This window comes from Escherichia sp. WS1450 (genome assembly GCF_046487395.1).
Lineage (GTDB): Bacteria > Pseudomonadota > Gammaproteobacteria > Enterobacterales > Enterobacteriaceae > Escherichia > Escherichia coli.
Genome location: NZ_JBJQJO010000021.1, coordinates 1 through 15,474, shown reverse-complemented (window position 1 = coordinate 15,474; position 15,474 = coordinate 1). Strand labels below are relative to the sequence as shown.

The window sequence follows — 15,474 nt, the reverse complement described above, 5'->3', positions numbered from 1 at the left end:
AGGAGACCGGAAATGCCTTTTAAACCTTTAGTGACGGCAGGAATTGAAAGTCTGCTCAACACCTTCCTGTATCGCTCACCCGCGCTGAAAACGGCCCGCTCGCGTCTGTTGGGCAAAGTGCTGCGCGTGGAGGTAAAAGGCTTTTCGACGTCATTGATTCTGGTGTTCAGCGAACGCCAGGTTGATGTACTGGGCGAATGGGCAGGCGATGCTGACTGCACCGTTATCGCTTACGCCAGTGTGTTGCCGAAACTTCGCGATCGCCAGCAGCTTGCCGCCCTGATTCGCAGTGGTGAGCTGGAAGTGCAGGGCGATATTCAGGTGGTGCAAAACTTCGTTGCGCTGGCAGATCTGGCAGAGTTCGACCCTGCGGAACTGCTGGCCCCTTATACCGGTGATATCGCCGCTGAAGGAATCAGCAAAGCCATGCGCGGAGGCGCAAAGTTCCTGCATCACGGCATTAAGCGCCAGCAACGTTATGTGGCGGAAGCCATTACTGAAGAGTGGCGTATGGCACCCGGTCCGCTTGAAGTGGCCTGGTTTGCGGAAGAGACGGCTGCTGTCGAGCGTGCTGTTGATGCCCTGACCAAACGGCTGGAAAAACTGGAGGCTAAATGACGCCAGGTGAAGTACGGCGCCTATATTTCATCATTCGAACTTTTTTAAGCTACGGACTTGATGAACTGATCCCCAAAATGCGTATCACCCTGCCGCTACGGCTATGGCGATACTCATTATTCTGGATGCCAAATCGGCATAAAGACAAACCTTTAGGTGAGCGACTACGACTGGCCCTGCAAGAACTGGGGCCGGTATGGATCAAGTTCGGGCAAATGTTATCAACCCGCCGCGATCTTTTTCCGCCGCATATTGCCGATCAGCTGGCGTTATTGCAGGACAAAGTCGCTCCGTTTGATGGCAAGCTGGCGAAGCAGCAGATTGAAGCTGCAATGGGCGGCTTACCGGTAGAAGCGTGGTTTGACGATTTTGAAATCAAGCCGCTGGCTTCTGCTTCTATCGCCCAGGTTCATACCGCGCGATTGAAATCGAATGGTAAAGAGGTGGTGATTAAAGTCATCCGCCCGGATATTTTGCCGGTTATTAAAGCGGATCTGAAACTTATCTACCGTCTGGCTCGCTGGGTGCCGCGTTTGCTGCCGGATGGTCGCCGTCTGCGCCCAACCGAAGTGGTGCGCGAGTACGAAAAGACATTGATTGATGAACTGAATTTGCTGCGGGAATCTGCCAACGCCATTCAGCTTCGGCGCAATTTTGAAGACAGCCCGATGCTCTACATCCCGGAAGTTTACCCTGACTATTGTAGTGAAGGGATGATGGTGATGGAGCGCATTTACGGCATTCCGGTGTCTGATGTTGCGGCGCTGGAGAAAAATGGCACTAACATGAAATTGCTGGCGGAACGCGGCGTGCAGGTGTTCTTCACTCAGGTCTTTCGCGACAGCTTTTTCCATGCCGATATGCACCCTGGCAACATCTTCGTAAGCTATGAACACCCGGAAAACCCGAAATATATCGGCATTGATTGCGGGATTGTTGGCTCGCTAAACAAAGAAGATAAACGCTATCTGGCAGAAAACTTTATCGCCTTCTTTAATCGCGACTATCGCAAAGTGGCAGAGCTACACGTCGACTCTGGCTGGGTGCCACCAGATACCAACGTTGAAGAGTTCGAATTTGCCATTCGTACGGTCTGTGAACCTATCTTTGAGAAACCGCTGGCCGAAATTTCGTTTGGACATGTACTGTTAAATCTGTTTAATACGGCGCGTCGCTTCAATATGGAAGTGCAGCCGCAACTGGTGTTACTCCAGAAAACCCTGCTCTACGTCGAAGGGGTAGGACGCCAGCTTTATCCGCAACTCGATTTATGGAAAACGGCGAAGCCTTTCCTGGAGTCGTGGATTAAAGATCAGGTCGGTATTCCTGCGCTGGTGAGAGCATTTAAAGAAAAAGCGCCGTTCTGGGTCGAAAAAATGCCAGAACTGCCTGAACTGGTTTACGACAGTTTGCGCCAGGGCAAGTATTTACAGCACAGTGTTGATAAGATTGCCCGCGAGCTTCAGTCAAATCATGTACGTCAGGGACAATCGCGTTATTTTCTCGGAATTGGCGCTACGTTAGTATTAAGTGGCACATTCTTGTTGGTCAGCCGACCTGAATGGGGGCTGATGCCCGGCTGGTTAATGGCAGGTGGTCTGATCGCCTGGTTTGTCGGTTGGCGCAAAACACGCTGATTTTTTCATCGCTCAAGGCGGGCCGTGTAACGTATAATGCGGCCTTGTTTAATCATCATCTACCACAGAGGAACATGTATGGGTGGTATCAGTATTTGGCAGTTATTGATTATTGCCGTCATCGTTGTACTGCTTTTTGGCACCAAAAAGCTCGGCTCCATCGGTTCCGATCTTGGTGCGTCGATCAAAGGCTTTAAAAAAGCAATGAGCGATGATGAACCAAAGCAGGATAAAACCAGTCAGGATGCTGATTTTACTGCGAAAACTATCGCCGATAAGCAGGCGGATACGAATCAGGAACAGGCTAAAACAGAAGACGCGAAGCGCCACGATAAAGAGCAGGTGTAATCCGTGTTTGATATCGGTTTTAGCGAACTGCTATTGGTATTCATCATCGGCCTCGTCGTTCTGGGGCCGCAACGACTGCCTGTGGCGGTAAAAACGGTCGCGGGCTGGATTCGCGCGTTGCGTTCACTGGCGACAACGGTGCAGAACGAACTGACCCAGGAGTTAAAACTCCAGGAGTTTCAGGACAGTCTGAAAAAGGTTGAAAAGGCGAGCCTCACTAACCTGACGCCCGAACTGAAAGCGTCGATGGATGAACTACGCCAGGCCGCGGAGTCGATGAAGCGTTCCTACGTTGCAAACGATCCTGAAAAGGCGAGTGATGAAGCGCACACCATCCACAACCCGGTGGTGAAAGACAATGAAGCTGCGCATGAAGGCGTAACGCCTGCTGCTGCACAAACGCAGGCCAGTTCGCCGGAACAGAAGCCAGAAACCACGCCAGAGCCGGTGGTAAAACCTGCTGCGGACGCTGAACCGAAAACCGCTGCACCTTCCCCTTCGTCGAGTGATAAACCGTAAACATGTCTGTAGAAGATACTCAACCGCTTATCACGCATCTGATTGAGCTGCGTAAGCGTCTGCTGAACTGCATTATCGCGGTGATCGTGATATTCCTGTGTCTGGTCTATTTCGCCAATGACATCTATCACCTGGTATCCGCGCCATTGATCAAGCAGTTGCCGCAAGGTTCAACGATGATCGCCACCGACGTGGCCTCGCCGTTCTTTACGCCGATCAAGCTGACCTTTATGGTGTCGCTGATTCTGTCAGCGCCGGTAATTCTCTATCAGGTGTGGGCGTTTATCGCCCCAGCGCTGTATAAGCATGAACGTCGCCTGGTGGTGCCGCTGCTGGTTTCCAGCTCTCTGTTGTTTTATATCGGCATGGCGTTCGCCTACTTTGTGGTCTTTCCGCTGGCATTTGGCTTCCTTGCCAATACCGCGCCGGAAGGGGTACAGGTATCCACCGACATCGCCAGCTATTTAAGCTTCGTTATGGCGCTGTTTATGGCGTTTGGTGTCTCCTTTGAAGTGCCGGTGGCAATTGTGCTGCTGTGCTGGATGGGAATTACCTCGCCAGAAGACTTACGCAAAAAACGTCCGTATGTGCTGGTTGGCGCATTTGTTGTCGGGATGCTGCTGACGCCGCCGGATGTCTTCTCGCAAACGCTGTTGGCGATCCCGATGTACTGTCTGTTTGAAATCGGTGTCTTCTTCTCACGCTTTTACGTTGGTAAGGGCCGAAACCGGGAAGAAGAAAACGACGCTGAAGCAGAAAGCGAAAAAACTAAAGAATAAACTCAACCGCCCGTCAGGGCGGTTGTCATATGGAGTACAGGATGTTTGATATCGGCGTTAATTTGACCAGTTCGCAATTTGCGAAAGACCGTGATGATGTTGTAGCGCGCGCTTTTGACGCGGGAGTTAATGGGCTACTCATCACCGGCACTAACCTGCGTGAAAGCCAGCAGGCGCAAAAGCTGGCGCGTCAGTATTCGTCCTGTTGGTCAACGGCGGGCGTACATCCTCACGACAGCAGCCAGTGGCAAGCTGCGACTGAAGAAGCGATTATTGAGCTGGCCGCGCAGCCAGAAGTGGTGGCGATTGGTGAATGTGGTCTCGACTTTAACCGCAACTTTTCGACGCCGGAAGAGCAGGAACGCGCTTTTGTTGCCCAGCTACGCATTGCCGCAGAATTAAACATGCCGGTATTTATGCACTGTCGCGATGCTCACGAGCGGTTTATGACATTGCTGGAGCCGTGGCTGGATAAAGTGCCTGGTGCGGTTCTTCATTGCTTTACCGGCACACGCGAAGAGATGCAGGCGTGCGTGGCGCGTGGAATTTATATCGGCATCACTGGTTGGGTTTGCGATGAACGACGCGGACTGGAGCTGCGGGAACTGTTGCCGTTGATTCCGGCGGAGAAATTGCTGATCGAAACTGATGCGCCGTATCTGCTCCCGCGCGATCTCACGCCGAAACCATCATCCCGGCGCAACGAGCCAGCCCATCTGCCCCATATTTTGCAACGAATTGCGCACTGGCGTGGAGAAGATGCCGCATGGCTGGCTGCCACCACGGATGCCAATGTTAAAACACTGTTTGGGATTGCGTTTTAGAGTTTGCGGAACTCGGTGTTCTTCACACTGTGCTTAATCTCTTTATTGATAAGATTAAGTAACAGCATGGAGCGAGCCTCGCCGTCGGGTTCGGTGAAAATGGCCTGAAAACCTTCGAACGCGCCTTCGGTAATAATCACCTTATCACCCGGATAAGGGGTTGCCGGATCGACAATGTCTTTCGGTTTATATACCGATAGCTGATGAATCACCGCCGATGGGACTATCGCTGGCGATGCGCCAAAGCGCACGAAGTGGCTGACACCGCGGGTCGCGTTGATAGTCGTGGTATGAATCACTTCTGGATCAAATTCCACAAACAGGTAGTTGGGGAACAATGGCTCACTGACTGCAGTACGTTTGCCACGCACCATTTTTTCCAGGGTGATCATCGGTGCCAGGCAATTCACAGCCTGTCTTTCGAGGTGTTCCTGGGCACGTTGAAGTTGCCCGCGCTTGCAGTACAGTAAATACCAGGATTGCATAATGACTCTTATCCGTTTAATCGGGGCGCAAGGATAGCAAAAGCTTTACGCTAAGTTAATTATATTCCCCGGTTTGCGTTATACCGTCAGAGTTCACGCTAATTTAACAAATTTACAGCATCGCAAAGATGAACGCCGTATAATGGGCGCAGATTAAGAGGCTACAATGGACGCCATGAAATATAACGATTTACGCGACTTCTTGACGCTGCTTGAACAGCAGGGTGAGCTAAAACGTATCACGCTCCCGGTGGATCCGCATTTGGAAATCACTGAAATTGCTGACCGTACTTTGCGTGCCGGTGGGCCTGCGCTGTTGTTCGAAAACCCTAAAGGCTACTCAATGCCGGTGCTGTGCAACCTGTTCGGTACGCCAAAGCGCGTGGCGATGGGCATGGGGCAGGAAGATGTTTCGGCGCTGCGTGAAGTTGGTAAATTATTGGCGTTTCTGAAAGAGCCGGAGCCGCCAAAAGGTTTCCGCGACCTGTTTGATAAACTGCCGCAGTTTAAGCAAGTATTGAACATGCCGACAAAGCGACTGCGTGGTGCGCCGTGTCAGCAAAAAATTATCTCCGGCGATGACGTCGATCTTCACCGTATCCCCATTATGACCTGCTGGCCGGAAGATGCCGCGCCGCTGATTACCTGGGGGCTGACCGTAACGCGCGGCCCGCATAAAGAGCGGCAGAATCTGGGCATTTATCGCCAGCAGCTAATTGGTAAAAACAAATTGATTATGCGCTGGCTGTCGCATCGCGGCGGCGCGCTGGATTTCCAGGAGTGGTGTGCGGCGCATCCGGGCGAACGTTTCCCGGTTTCTGTGGCACTGGGTGCTGATCCCGCCACAATTCTCGGTGCAGTCACCCCCGTTCCAGATACGCTTTCAGAGTATGCGTTTGCCGGATTGCTGCGCGGCACCAAGACCGAAGTGGTGAAGTGTATCTCCAATGACCTTGAAGTGCCCGCCAGTGCGGAGATTGTGCTGGAAGGGTATATCGAACAAGGCGAAACTGCGCCGGAAGGGCCGTATGGCGACCACACCGGTTACTATAACGAAGTTGATAGTTTCCCGGTATTCACCGTGACGCATATTACCCAGCGTGAAGATGCGATTTACCATTCCACCTATACCGGGCGTCCGCCTGATGAGCCTGCGGTACTGGGCGTGGCGTTGAACGAAGTGTTTGTGCCGATTCTGCAAAAACAGTTCCCGGAAATTGTCGATTTTTACCTGCCGCCGGAAGGCTGCTCTTATCGCCTGGCGGTAGTGACGATCAAAAAACAGTACGCCGGACACGCGAAGCGCGTCATGATGGGCGTCTGGTCGTTCTTACGCCAGTTTATGTACACTAAATTTGTGATCGTTTGCGATGATGACGTCAACGCACGCGACTGGAACGATGTGATTTGGGCGATTACCACCCGTATGGACCCGGTGCGGGACACGGTGTTGGTCGAAAATACGCCTATTGATTATCTGGATTTTGCCTCGCCTGTGTCCGGGCTGGGTTCAAAAATGGGGCTGGATGCCACGAATAAATGGCCAGGGGAAACCCAGCGTGAATGGGGACGTCCCATCAAAAAAGATCCGGATGTTGTCGCGCATATTGACGCCATCTGGGATGAACTGGCTATTTTTAACAACGGTAAAAGCGCCTGATGCGCGTTTGTTTTGCCCTATTTATCGATCCGACAGAGAAAGCGCATGACAACCTTAAGCTGTAAAGTGACCTCGGTAGAAGCTATCACGGATACCGTATATCGTGTCCGAATCGTACCAGACGCGGCCTTTTCTTTTCGTGCTGGTCAGTATTTGATGGTAGTGATGGATGAGCGCGACAAACGTCCGTTCTCAATGGCTTCGACGCCGGATGAAAAAGGTTTCATCGAGCTGCATATTGGCGCTTCTGAAATCAACCTTTACGCGAAAGCAGTCATGGACCGCATTCTTAAAGATCATCAAATCGTGGTCGATATTCCCCACGGAGAAGCGTGGCTGCGTGATGATGAAGAACGTCCGATGATTTTGATTGCGGGTGGCACCGGGTTCTCTTATGCGCGCTCGATTTTGCTGACGGCGCTGGCGCGTAACCCAAACCGTGATATCACCATTTACTGGGGCGGGCGTGAAGAGCAGCATCTTTATGATCTCTCCGAGCTTGAGGCGCTTTCGCTTAAGCATCCAGGTTTGCAAGTGGTGCCGGTGGTTGAACAACCGGAAGCGGGCTGGCGTGGGCGTACTGGCACCGTGTTAACGGCGGTATTGCAGGATCACGGTACGCTGGCAGAGCATGATATCTATATTGCCGGACGTTTTGAGATGGCGAAAATTGCCCGTGACCTGTTTTGCAGTGAGCGTAATGCGCGGGAAGATCGCCTGTTTGGCGATGCGTTTGCATTTATCTGAGATATAAAAAACCCGCCCCTGACAGGCGGGAAGAACGGCAACTAAAACTTTATACAGTGGCATTTAGATCTATGTCGCATCCGGCATTCGGCACACGATGCCTGATGCGACGCTGGCGCGTCTTATCAGGCCTACATTGGTGCAGGATCGGTAGACCGGATAAGGCGTTCACGCCGCATCCGGCAAGTGGTTAAACCCGCTCAAACACCGTTGCAATACCCTGACCCAGACCGATACACATCGTCGCCAGACCAAACTGAACGTCTTTGTGTTCCATCAGATTCAGCAGCGTGGTGCTGATACGCGCACCGGAACAACCCAGCGGATGACCCAGCGCGATCGCGCCACCGTTGAGGTTGATCTTCTCGTCAATCTGCTCCATTAGCCCCAGATCTTTAATACATGGCAGGATCTGCGCGGCAAAAGCTTCATTCATTTCAAACACGCCGATATCACTGGCAGAAAGCCCCGCTTTTTTCAGCGCCAGCTTCGAGGCCGGAACCGGGCCGTAACCCATAATCGATGGGTCACAACCAACGACCGCCATCGAACGCACGCGGGCGCGCGGCTTAAGACCTAATTCATGGGCGCGGCTTTCACTCATCACCAGCATGGCAGCTGCGCCATCGGAAAGCGCAGAAGATGTACCCGCCGTTACCGTACCGCTGACGGGATCAAACGCCGGACGCAGCGTGGCGAGGGCTTCCACGGTGGTTTCCGGGCGAATCACTTCGTCGTAATTAAACTGCTTCAGGACGCCGTCGGCATCGTGACCACCGGTCGGGATAATTTCATTTTTAAATGCACCCGACTGCGTGGCAGCCCAGGCGCGGGCGTGTGACCGCGCGGCAAAGGCATCCTGCATTTCACGGTTGATACCGTGCATACGCGCCAGCATTTCTGCCGTTAAGCCCATCATGCCCGCCGCTTTGGCGACATTGCGGCTCAGGCCGGGGTGAAAATCGACGCCGTGACTCATCGGCACATGGCCCATATGCTCCACGCCGCCAACCAGACATGCCTGCGCATCGCCGGTCATGATCATTCGTGCTGCATCATGCAGTGCCTGCATGGATGAACCACACAAGCGATTGACGGTAACCGCCGGGACAGAGTGTGGTACTTCTGCCAGCAGCGCCGCGTTACGGGCGATATTAAAACCCTGCTCCAGTGTCTGCTGCACACAACCCCAGTAAATATCGTCGAGGGCCGCCGCTTCCAGCGCCGGGTTACGCGCCAGCAGGCTACGCATTAAATGAGCGGAGAGATCTTCTGCACGCACGTGACGAAAAGCACCGCCCTTCGAACGGCCCATCGGGGTGCGAATTGCATCGACAATGACAACCTGTTCCATTGTGACTCCTTAAGCCGTTTTCAGGTCGCCAACCGGACGGGCTGGCTCAACCGGGGGATAGTACGGTTCGTTATGACGCGCTTTATTACGCAGACCTTCCGGCACTTCATACAGCGGGCCGAGGTGCTGATATTGCTGTGCCATATCGAGGTATTTTGCGCTACCGAGGGTGTCCAGCCAGCGGAACGCACCACCGTGGAACGGAGGGAAGCCCAGGCCGTAGACCAGCGTCATATCCGCTTCTGCCGGAGTGGCGATAATGCCTTCTTCCAGACAGCGCACCACTTCGTTGACCATCGGGATCATCATGCGGGCGATAATCTCTTCTTCGCTGAAATCGCGCTTCGGCTGGCTCACTTCTGCCAGCAGGTCGTCAACAGCGGCGTCTTCTTCTTTCTTCGGCTTACCTTTACTGTCTTCTTTATAACGCCAGAAACCGAGGCCGTTCTTCTGACCAAAGCGGTTGGCATCAAACAGCGCGTCGATGGCATCGCGATAATCTTTCTGCATCCGCTGCGGGAAGCCTGCTGCCATGACAGCCTGGGCATGATGCGCGGTGTCAATGCCCACAACGTCCAGCAGATATGCCGGACCCATAGGCCAGCCAAACTGTTTTTCCATCACTTTGTCGATCTTGCGGAAATCCGCGCCGTCGCGCAGCAGCTGGCTGAAACCCGCGAAGTAGGGGAACAGCACGCGGTTAACGAAGAATCCGGGGCAGTCGTTAACCACAATCGGCGTTTTGCCCATCTTGCTCGCCCAGGCGACGACTTTCGCGATGGTTTCGTCGGAGCTTTTCTCGCCGCGAATAATTTCTACCAACGGCATCCGGTGTACCGGGTTAAAAAAGTGCATTCCGCAGAAGTTTTCCGGACGTTCCAGCGCGTTGGCCAGCTCGCTGATAGGAATGGTTGAAGTGTTAGACGCCAGCACGGTATCCGGGCGTACTTTTTGCTCGGTTTCTGCCAGCACGGCTTTTTTCACTTTCGGGTTTTCGACAACCGCTTCTACCACAACATCCACGCGGTCAAATCCGGCGTAGTCGAGCGTTGGGTGGATCGTGGAGATCACGCCAGCCAGTTTCAGACCATCGATCTTGCCGCGCTCAAGCTGCTTGTTCAGCAGTTTCGCGGCTTCGGTCATGCCGAGGGTTAACGACTTGTCGTTGATATCTTTCATGACAACCGGTACGCCTTTCCACGCAGACTGGTAAGCGATGCCGCCACCCATAATGCCTGCGCCCAGCACAGCGGCCTGTTTCGGGGTTTCAACGTCTTTGGTGAGTTTCTTCGCTTTGCCTTTTACATATTGATCGTTAAGGAAAATGCCGACCAGTGCGCGAGCTTCGTTGGTATGCGCCAGCGGGACAAAACTTTTGTTTTCCAGATTTAAGGCTTCTTCACGACCAAAACGGGCCGCCGCTTCAATGGTTTTTACTGCGGTGATGGGGGCCGGATAATGTTTCCCCGCCGTTTGTGCGACCATCCCTTTAGCGATGGTGAAACTCATGGTGGCTTCAATCTTGCTCAGTTTTAGCGGTTCCAGCTTCGGCTGACGTTTCGCTTTCCAGTCGAGGTCGCCGTTAATGGCCTGGCGTAAAATCGCCATCGCCCCTTCAACCAGTTTTTCTGCTTTGACTACACCATCCACCAGACCGATTTTCAGCGCCTGATCCGCGCCGACATCTTTACCGGCGGCAATGATTTCCAGCGCACTGTCAGCGCCCAGCATACGTGGCATACGTACAGAACCGCCAAAGCCCGGCATGATGCCCAGTTTGGTTTCCGGCAGACCGATGCGCAGATCCGGCGTCGCCAGACGATAATCGGTCGCCAGCACGCATTCGCAGCCACCGCCCAGCGCATAGCCGTTGACGGCAGCAATGGTCGGCACCGGGAGATCTTCCAGGCGATTAAACACGCTATTGGCAAAGTGCAGCCACTGACTTAACTGTTCTTCAGGAACGAGGAACAGGGACAAAAATTCGGTGATATCAGCACCGACGATAAAGGCTGCTTTGTTCGAACGCAGCAGCAGCCCTTTTAGATCTGATTGCTGTTCCAGCACGCCGATGGCCTCGCCGAGGCTGGCGACGGTCGCAGTGTCGAGTTTATTAACTGAACCTGGGGCATCAAATACCAGTTCGGCAATGCCATCTTCCAGCCAGTCAAGGTACAGGGTGTCGCCTTTGTAAAGCATGTCAGTCTCCTGAATCCGCAAGGTGATCTGGTCGTACCAGATGCATCGAAGTGTGTATTTTGTGTTAAAAATATGCAAATAAAAGATTAAAGAAATGCCGATCTGATCACGCTCGGCAGAAATCACGCTCTGGATGAACGATGTGCTAAGATGCGGAGACTTAAGGTCAAAAAAACAGAAGGGTAAAAAATGGAATCACTGGCCTCGCTCTATAAAAATCATATAGCTACCTTACAAGAACGGACTCGCGATGCGCTGGCGCGCTTCAAACTGGATGCGTTACTTATTCACTCCGGCGAACTGTTCAACGTTTTTCTCGACGATCATCCCTATCCGTTTAAAGTGAACCCGCAATTCAAAGCGTGGGTGCCGGTAACTCAGGTGCCAAACTGCTGGCTGCTGGTGGATGGCGTGAACAAGCCGAAACTGTGGTTTTATCTGCCGGTTGATTACTGGCACAACGTCGAACCGCTGCCGACCTCCTTCTGGACTGAAGATGTAGAAGTGATCGCGCTGCCGAAAGCCGATGGCATTGGTAGCCTGCTGCCTGCTGCGCGCGGGAATATCGGTTATATCGGTCCGGTGCCGGAGCGTGCGCTGCAACTGGGTATTGAGGCCAGCAATATCAACCCGAAAGGGGTGATCGACTACCTGCATTACTACCGCTCCTTCAAAACCGAGTACGAACTGGCCTGTATGCGTGAAGCGCAGAAAATGGCGGTCAACGGTCATCGCGCGGCAGAAGAAGCGTTCCGTTCTGGCATGAGCGAGTTCGATATCAATATTGCCTATCTGACCGCGACCGGTCATCGTGATACCGACGTACCTTACAGCAACATTGTGGCGCTTAACGAACACGCTGCGGTGTTGCATTACACCAAACTGGACCACCAGGCACCGGAAGAGATGCGCAGCTTCCTGCTGGATGCCGGGGCCGAATATAACGGCTATGCGGCTGACCTGACCCGTACCTGGTCGGCAAAAAGCGACAACGACTACGCACAGCTGGTGAAAGACGTAAATGATGAACAACTTGCGCTGATCGCCACCATGAAAGCAGGCGTCAGCTATGTGGATTACCACATTCAGTTCCATCAGCGCATCGCTAAATTGCTGCGTAAACATCAAATCATCACCGATATGAGTGAAGAAGCGATGGTCGAAAACGATCTCACCGGACCGTTTATGCCGCACGGTATCGGCCATCCGCTGGGCCTGCAGGTGCATGACGTAGCCGGTTTTATGCAGGATGATAGCGGTACGCACCTCGCGGCACCGGCAAAATATCCGTACCTGCGCTGCACCCGTATTCTCCAGCCGGGCATGGTGTTAACCATCGAACCGGGTATCTACTTCATCGAATCGCTGCTGGCACCGTGGCGTGACGGGCAGTTCAGCAAACACTTCAACTGGCAGAAAATTGAAGCACTGAAACCGTTCGGCGGCATTCGTATCGAAGACAACGTGGTGATCCACGAAAACAACGTGGAAAACATGACCCGGGATCTGAAACTGGCGTGATGGAAAGCTGGTTAATTCCTGCGGCACCGGTCACGGTCGTTGAAGAGATCAAAAAGAGCCGCTTCATAACGATGTTGGCGCATACCGATGGCGTTGAGGCGGCGAAAGCGTTTGTTGAATCGGTGCGAGCAGAACACCCCGATGCCCGCCACCATTGCGTGGCGTGGGTGGCGGGTGCGCCGGATGATTCTCAACAGCTGGGTTTCTCTGACGATGGGGAGCCGGCGGGAACGGCAGGTAAACCGATGCTCGCCCAGCTAATGGGCAGCGGCGTCGGGGAAATTACCGCTGTGGTAGTGCGCTACTACGGCGGCATATTGCTTGGCACCGGTGGGTTAGTGAAAGCGTATGGTGGCGGCGTGAATCAGGCGCTGCGCCAGCTAACGACCCAACGCAAGACGCCATTAACCGAATATACTTTGCAATGTGAATATAGTCAGTTAACCGGCATTGAAGCGTTGCTGGGGCAGTGTGACGGCAAAATTATCAACAGTGATTATCAGGCATTCGTTCTGCTGCGGGTGGCGCTTCCGGCGGCGAAAGTGGCTGAATTTTCCGCAAAGCTGGCGGATTTTAGCCGTGGTTCATTGCAATTGTTAGCGATTGAAGAATAATCCCCACTTCGTTTTGCAGAACTAAGGAAGCGGCAGAGATGCATTTTCGCGCCATTACCCGAATCGTTGGACTACTGGTCATCTTATTTTCAGGGACCATGATTATCCCTGGGCTGGTAGCACTCATCTACCGGGATGGAGCGGGCCGCGCTTTTACCCAGACCTTTTTTGTCGCCCTCGCCATTGGCTCTATGCTGTGGTGGCCGAACCGCAAAGAGAAGGGCGAACTGAAATCCCGTGAGGGGTTTCTGATAGTGGTGCTGTTCTGGACCGTGCTGGGTAGCGTCGGTGCGCTCCCTTTTATCTTCTCGGAAAGCCCGAACCTCACGATTACCGATGCGTTTTTTGAATCTTTCTCTGGCCTGACCACCACCGGGGCCACTACGCTGGTGGGGCTGGATTCGCTCCCTCACGCCATCCTCTTTTATCGCCAGATGCTGCAATGGTTTGGCGGGATGGGGATCATCGTGTTGGCGGTTGCGATACTGCCTATCCTCGGCGTGGGTGGGATGCAGCTCTATCGCGCAGAAATGCCCGGCCCGCTGAAAGATAACAAAATGCGCCCGCGAATTGCGGAAACGGCGAAAACCCTGTGGTTGATTTATGTCTTGCTGACCGTCGCCTGTGCGCTGGCGTTGTGGTTTGCCGGAATGGATGCCTTTGATGCCATCGGCCATAGCTTTGCGACTATCGCTATTGGCGGCTTCTCGACACATGATGCCAGTATCGGTTATTTCGATAGCCCGACTATTAACACTATCATTGCTATCTTCCTGCTGATCTCCGGCTGTAACTACGGTCTGCACTTTTCACTGTTAAGTGGGCGTAGTCTGAAGGTTTATTGGCGCGATCCGGAATTTCGAATGTTTATCGGCGTACAGTTTACGCTGGTGGTTATTTGTACCCTCGTACTGTGGTTTCATAATGTCTACAGTTCGGCGCTGATGACAATTAACCAGGCGTTTTTCCAGGTGGTATCGATGGCGACAACCGCCGGGTTTACGACTGACAGCATTGCCCGCTGGCCGCTCTTTTTGCCGGTACTGCTTTTATGTTCAGCTTTTATCGGCGGTTGCGCCGGGTCAACGGGCGGTGGCCTGAAAGTGATCCGCATCCTGCTGCTGTTTAAGCAGGGGAACCGTGAGCTGAAACGACTGGTGCATCCGAACGCCGTCTATAGCATTAAGCTGGGGAATCGCGCACTGCCGGAACGTATCCTCGAAGCCGTTTGGGGATTTTTCTCCGCCTATGCATTGGTGTTTATTGTCAGTATGCTGGCGATTATCGCCACGGGCGTGGATGACTTTTCTGCCTTTGCCTCAGTTGTTGCGACATTGAATAACCTGGGGCCAGGGCTTGGCGTGGTTGCTGATAACTTTACCAGTATGAACCCGGTGGCTAAATGGATCCTGATTGCCAACATGCTGTTTGGTCGTCTTGAGGTCTTTACATTGCTGGTGCTCTTTACCCCGACTTTCTGGCGTGAATGATGGAGTAATACGTGAAAACATTAATTCTTTTCTCAACAAGGGACGGACAAACGCGCGAGATTGCCTCCTACCTGGCTTCGGAACTGAAAGAACTGGGGATCCAGGCGGATGTCGCCAATGTGCACCGCATTGAAGAACCACAATGGGAAAACTATGACCGTGTGGTCATTGGTGCTTCTATTCGCTATGGTCACTACCACTCTGCGTTCCAGGAATTTGTTAAAAAGCATGCGACGCGGCTGAATTCGATGCCGAGCGCCTTTTACTCCGTAAACCTGGTGGCGCGTAAACCGGAGAAGCGTACTCCACAGACCAACAGCTACGCGCGGAAGTTTCTGATGAGTTCACAATGGCGTCCCGATCGCTGTGCCGTCATTGCCGGGGCGCTGCGTTATCCACGTTACCGCTGGTACGACCGTTTTATGATCAAGCTAATTATGAAGATGTCAGGCGGTGAAACGGATACGCGTAAAGAAGTTGTCTATACCGATTGGGAGCAGGTGGCGAATTTCGCCCGAGAAATCGCCCATTTAACCGACAAACCGACGCTGAAATAAGCATAAAGAATAAAAAATGCGCGGTCAGAAAATTATTTTAAATTTCCTCTTGTCAGGCCGGAATAACTCCCTATAATGCGCCACCACTGACACGGAACAACGGCAAACACGCCGCCGGGTCA

Annotated in this window: 15 protein-coding genes; 12 read left to right on the top strand and 3 right to left on the bottom strand. The window is 53.1% G+C overall.

What is annotated here, in order from left to right:
* The first annotated feature begins 12 nt into the window (after nucleotides 1–12).
* The 6 genes from ubiJ to tatD all read left to right on the top strand — a co-directional run bounded on the left by ubiJ (nucleotide 13) and on the right by tatD (nucleotide 4,725).
* On the top strand, nucleotides 13–618 hold the full coding sequence (gene ubiJ, locus ACJHYR_RS20310) for a ubiquinone biosynthesis protein UbiJ (protein ID WP_001309097.1): 606 nt from the start codon (nucleotides 13–15) through the stop codon (nucleotides 616–618).
* A complete protein-coding gene (ubiB, locus tag ACJHYR_RS20305) occupies nucleotides 615–2,255 on the top strand; it encodes a ubiquinone biosynthesis regulatory protein kinase UbiB (protein ID WP_000187543.1) in 1,641 nt (546 codons plus the stop codon). Before ubiJ ends, ubiB begins: the two co-directional genes overlap by 4 nt.
* 78 nt (nucleotides 2,256–2,333) lie before the next feature.
* The gene (gene tatA / locus ACJHYR_RS20300) at nucleotides 2,334–2,603 is read left to right on the top strand and encodes a Sec-independent protein translocase subunit TatA (protein ID WP_001295260.1); all 270 of its coding nucleotides are present in this window, start codon (nucleotides 2,334–2,336) and stop codon (nucleotides 2,601–2,603) included.
* Between the two features lie 3 nt (nucleotides 2,604–2,606).
* Nucleotides 2,607–3,122: a Sec-independent protein translocase protein TatB gene (tatB, locus tag ACJHYR_RS20295; protein WP_000459594.1), complete on the top strand. Its 516-nt coding sequence runs from the start codon at nucleotides 2,607–2,609 to the stop codon at nucleotides 3,120–3,122.
* Nucleotides 3,123–3,124: 2 nt separating this feature from the next.
* On the top strand, nucleotides 3,125–3,901 hold the full coding sequence (gene tatC / locus ACJHYR_RS20290; protein WP_000109944.1) for a Sec-independent protein translocase subunit TatC: 777 nt from the start codon (nucleotides 3,125–3,127) through the stop codon (nucleotides 3,899–3,901).
* A 41-nt stretch (nucleotides 3,902–3,942) separates the two neighbouring features.
* The gene (tatD, locus tag ACJHYR_RS20285) at nucleotides 3,943–4,725 is read left to right on the top strand and encodes a 3'-5' ssDNA/RNA exonuclease TatD (RefSeq protein ID WP_001586492.1); all 783 of its coding nucleotides are present in this window, start codon (nucleotides 3,943–3,945) and stop codon (nucleotides 4,723–4,725) included.
* Here tatD and rfaH read toward each other — a convergent pair.
* Complete coding sequence (gene rfaH, locus ACJHYR_RS20280) at nucleotides 4,722–5,210, bottom strand: transcription/translation regulatory transformer protein RfaH (protein ID WP_001192406.1); 489 nt, start codon at nucleotides 5,208–5,210, stop codon at nucleotides 4,722–4,724. The genes tatD and rfaH overlap by 4 nt on opposite strands.
* Before the next feature lie 166 nt (nucleotides 5,211–5,376).
* Here rfaH and ubiD point away from each other — a divergent pair, with 166 nt between their 5' ends.
* Together ubiD and fre are read left to right on the top strand one after the other, a co-directional pair.
* Nucleotides 5,377–6,870 (top strand): 4-hydroxy-3-polyprenylbenzoate decarboxylase, encoded by a 1,494-nt coding sequence (gene ubiD / locus ACJHYR_RS20275; protein ID WP_000339784.1) that lies wholly within the window; start codon nucleotides 5,377–5,379, stop codon nucleotides 6,868–6,870.
* Nucleotides 6,871–6,915: 45 nt separating this feature from the next.
* On the top strand, nucleotides 6,916–7,617 hold the full coding sequence (gene fre, locus ACJHYR_RS20270) for an NAD(P)H-flavin reductase (RefSeq protein WP_001306785.1): 702 nt from the start codon (nucleotides 6,916–6,918) through the stop codon (nucleotides 7,615–7,617).
* Nucleotides 7,618–7,807: 190 nt separating this feature from the next.
* Here the strand turns inward: fre and fadA are convergent, their stop codons facing one another.
* Both fadA and fadB read right to left on the bottom strand, forming a co-directional pair.
* Nucleotides 7,808–8,971: an acetyl-CoA C-acyltransferase FadA gene (gene fadA / locus ACJHYR_RS20265; RefSeq protein WP_059327922.1), complete on the bottom strand. Its 1,164-nt coding sequence runs from the start codon at nucleotides 8,969–8,971 to the stop codon at nucleotides 7,808–7,810.
* A gap of 9 nt (nucleotides 8,972–8,980) precedes the next feature.
* Nucleotides 8,981–11,170, bottom strand: a complete 2,190-nt coding sequence (gene fadB / locus ACJHYR_RS20260) for a fatty acid oxidation complex subunit alpha FadB (RefSeq protein WP_410233136.1) — start codon at nucleotides 11,168–11,170, stop codon at nucleotides 8,981–8,983.
* A 189-nt stretch (nucleotides 11,171–11,359) separates the two neighbouring features.
* On the opposite strand from fadB, the gene pepQ reads away from it, so the two are divergent.
* The 4 genes from pepQ to hemG are packed head-to-tail and all read left to right on the top strand — an operon-like array spanning nucleotide 11,360 to nucleotide 15,352.
* On the top strand, nucleotides 11,360–12,691 hold the full coding sequence (pepQ, locus tag ACJHYR_RS20255) for a Xaa-Pro dipeptidase (protein WP_000444560.1): 1,332 nt from the start codon (nucleotides 11,360–11,362) through the stop codon (nucleotides 12,689–12,691).
* Nucleotides 12,691–13,305: an IMPACT family protein gene (locus ACJHYR_RS20250; RefSeq protein WP_001296979.1), complete on the top strand. Its 615-nt coding sequence runs from the start codon at nucleotides 12,691–12,693 to the stop codon at nucleotides 13,303–13,305. Before pepQ ends, ACJHYR_RS20250 begins: the two co-directional genes overlap by 1 nt.
* A gap of 38 nt (nucleotides 13,306–13,343) precedes the next feature.
* Nucleotides 13,344–14,795 (top strand): Trk system potassium transporter TrkH, encoded by a 1,452-nt coding sequence (trkH, locus tag ACJHYR_RS20245; protein ID WP_000545677.1) that lies wholly within the window; start codon nucleotides 13,344–13,346, stop codon nucleotides 14,793–14,795.
* Between the two features lie 11 nt (nucleotides 14,796–14,806).
* Entirely contained in the window at nucleotides 14,807–15,352 is a 546-nt protein-coding gene (gene hemG, locus ACJHYR_RS20240; protein ID WP_000853963.1) for a menaquinone-dependent protoporphyrinogen IX dehydrogenase, read from the top strand.
* The last annotated feature ends 122 nt before the right edge of the window (nucleotides 15,353–15,474 follow it).

Bases quoted from the DNA above. Each gene is read 5' to 3' on its own strand.
- ubiJ (WP_001309097.1), top strand. From the start codon at position 13: ATGCCTTTTAAACCTTTAGTGACGGCAGGAATTGAAAGTCTGCTCAAC.
- ubiB (WP_000187543.1), top strand. From the start codon at position 615: ATGACGCCAGGTGAAGTACGGCGCCTATATTTCATCATTCGAACTTTT.
- tatA (WP_001295260.1), top strand. From the start codon at position 2,334: ATGGGTGGTATCAGTATTTGGCAGTTATTGATTATTGCCGTCATCGTT.
- tatC (WP_000109944.1), top strand. From the start codon at position 3,125: ATGTCTGTAGAAGATACTCAACCGCTTATCACGCATCTGATTGAGCTG.
- tatD (WP_001586492.1), top strand. From the start codon at position 3,943: ATGTTTGATATCGGCGTTAATTTGACCAGTTCGCAATTTGCGAAAGAC.
- rfaH (WP_001192406.1), bottom strand. From the start codon at position 5,210: ATGCAATCCTGGTATTTACTGTACTGCAAGCGCGGGCAACTTCAACGT.
- ubiD (WP_000339784.1), top strand. From the start codon at position 5,377: ATGGACGCCATGAAATATAACGATTTACGCGACTTCTTGACGCTGCTT.
- fre (WP_001306785.1), top strand. From the start codon at position 6,916: ATGACAACCTTAAGCTGTAAAGTGACCTCGGTAGAAGCTATCACGGAT.
- fadA (WP_059327922.1), bottom strand. From the start codon at position 8,971: ATGGAACAGGTTGTCATTGTCGATGCAATTCGCACCCCGATGGGCCGT.
- fadB (WP_410233136.1), bottom strand. From the start codon at position 11,170: ATGCTTTACAAAGGCGACACCCTGTACCTTGACTGGCTGGAAGATGGC.
- pepQ (WP_000444560.1), top strand. From the start codon at position 11,360: ATGGAATCACTGGCCTCGCTCTATAAAAATCATATAGCTACCTTACAA.
- ACJHYR_RS20250 (WP_001296979.1), top strand. From the start codon at position 12,691: ATGGAAAGCTGGTTAATTCCTGCGGCACCGGTCACGGTCGTTGAAGAG.
- trkH (WP_000545677.1), top strand. From the start codon at position 13,344: ATGCATTTTCGCGCCATTACCCGAATCGTTGGACTACTGGTCATCTTA.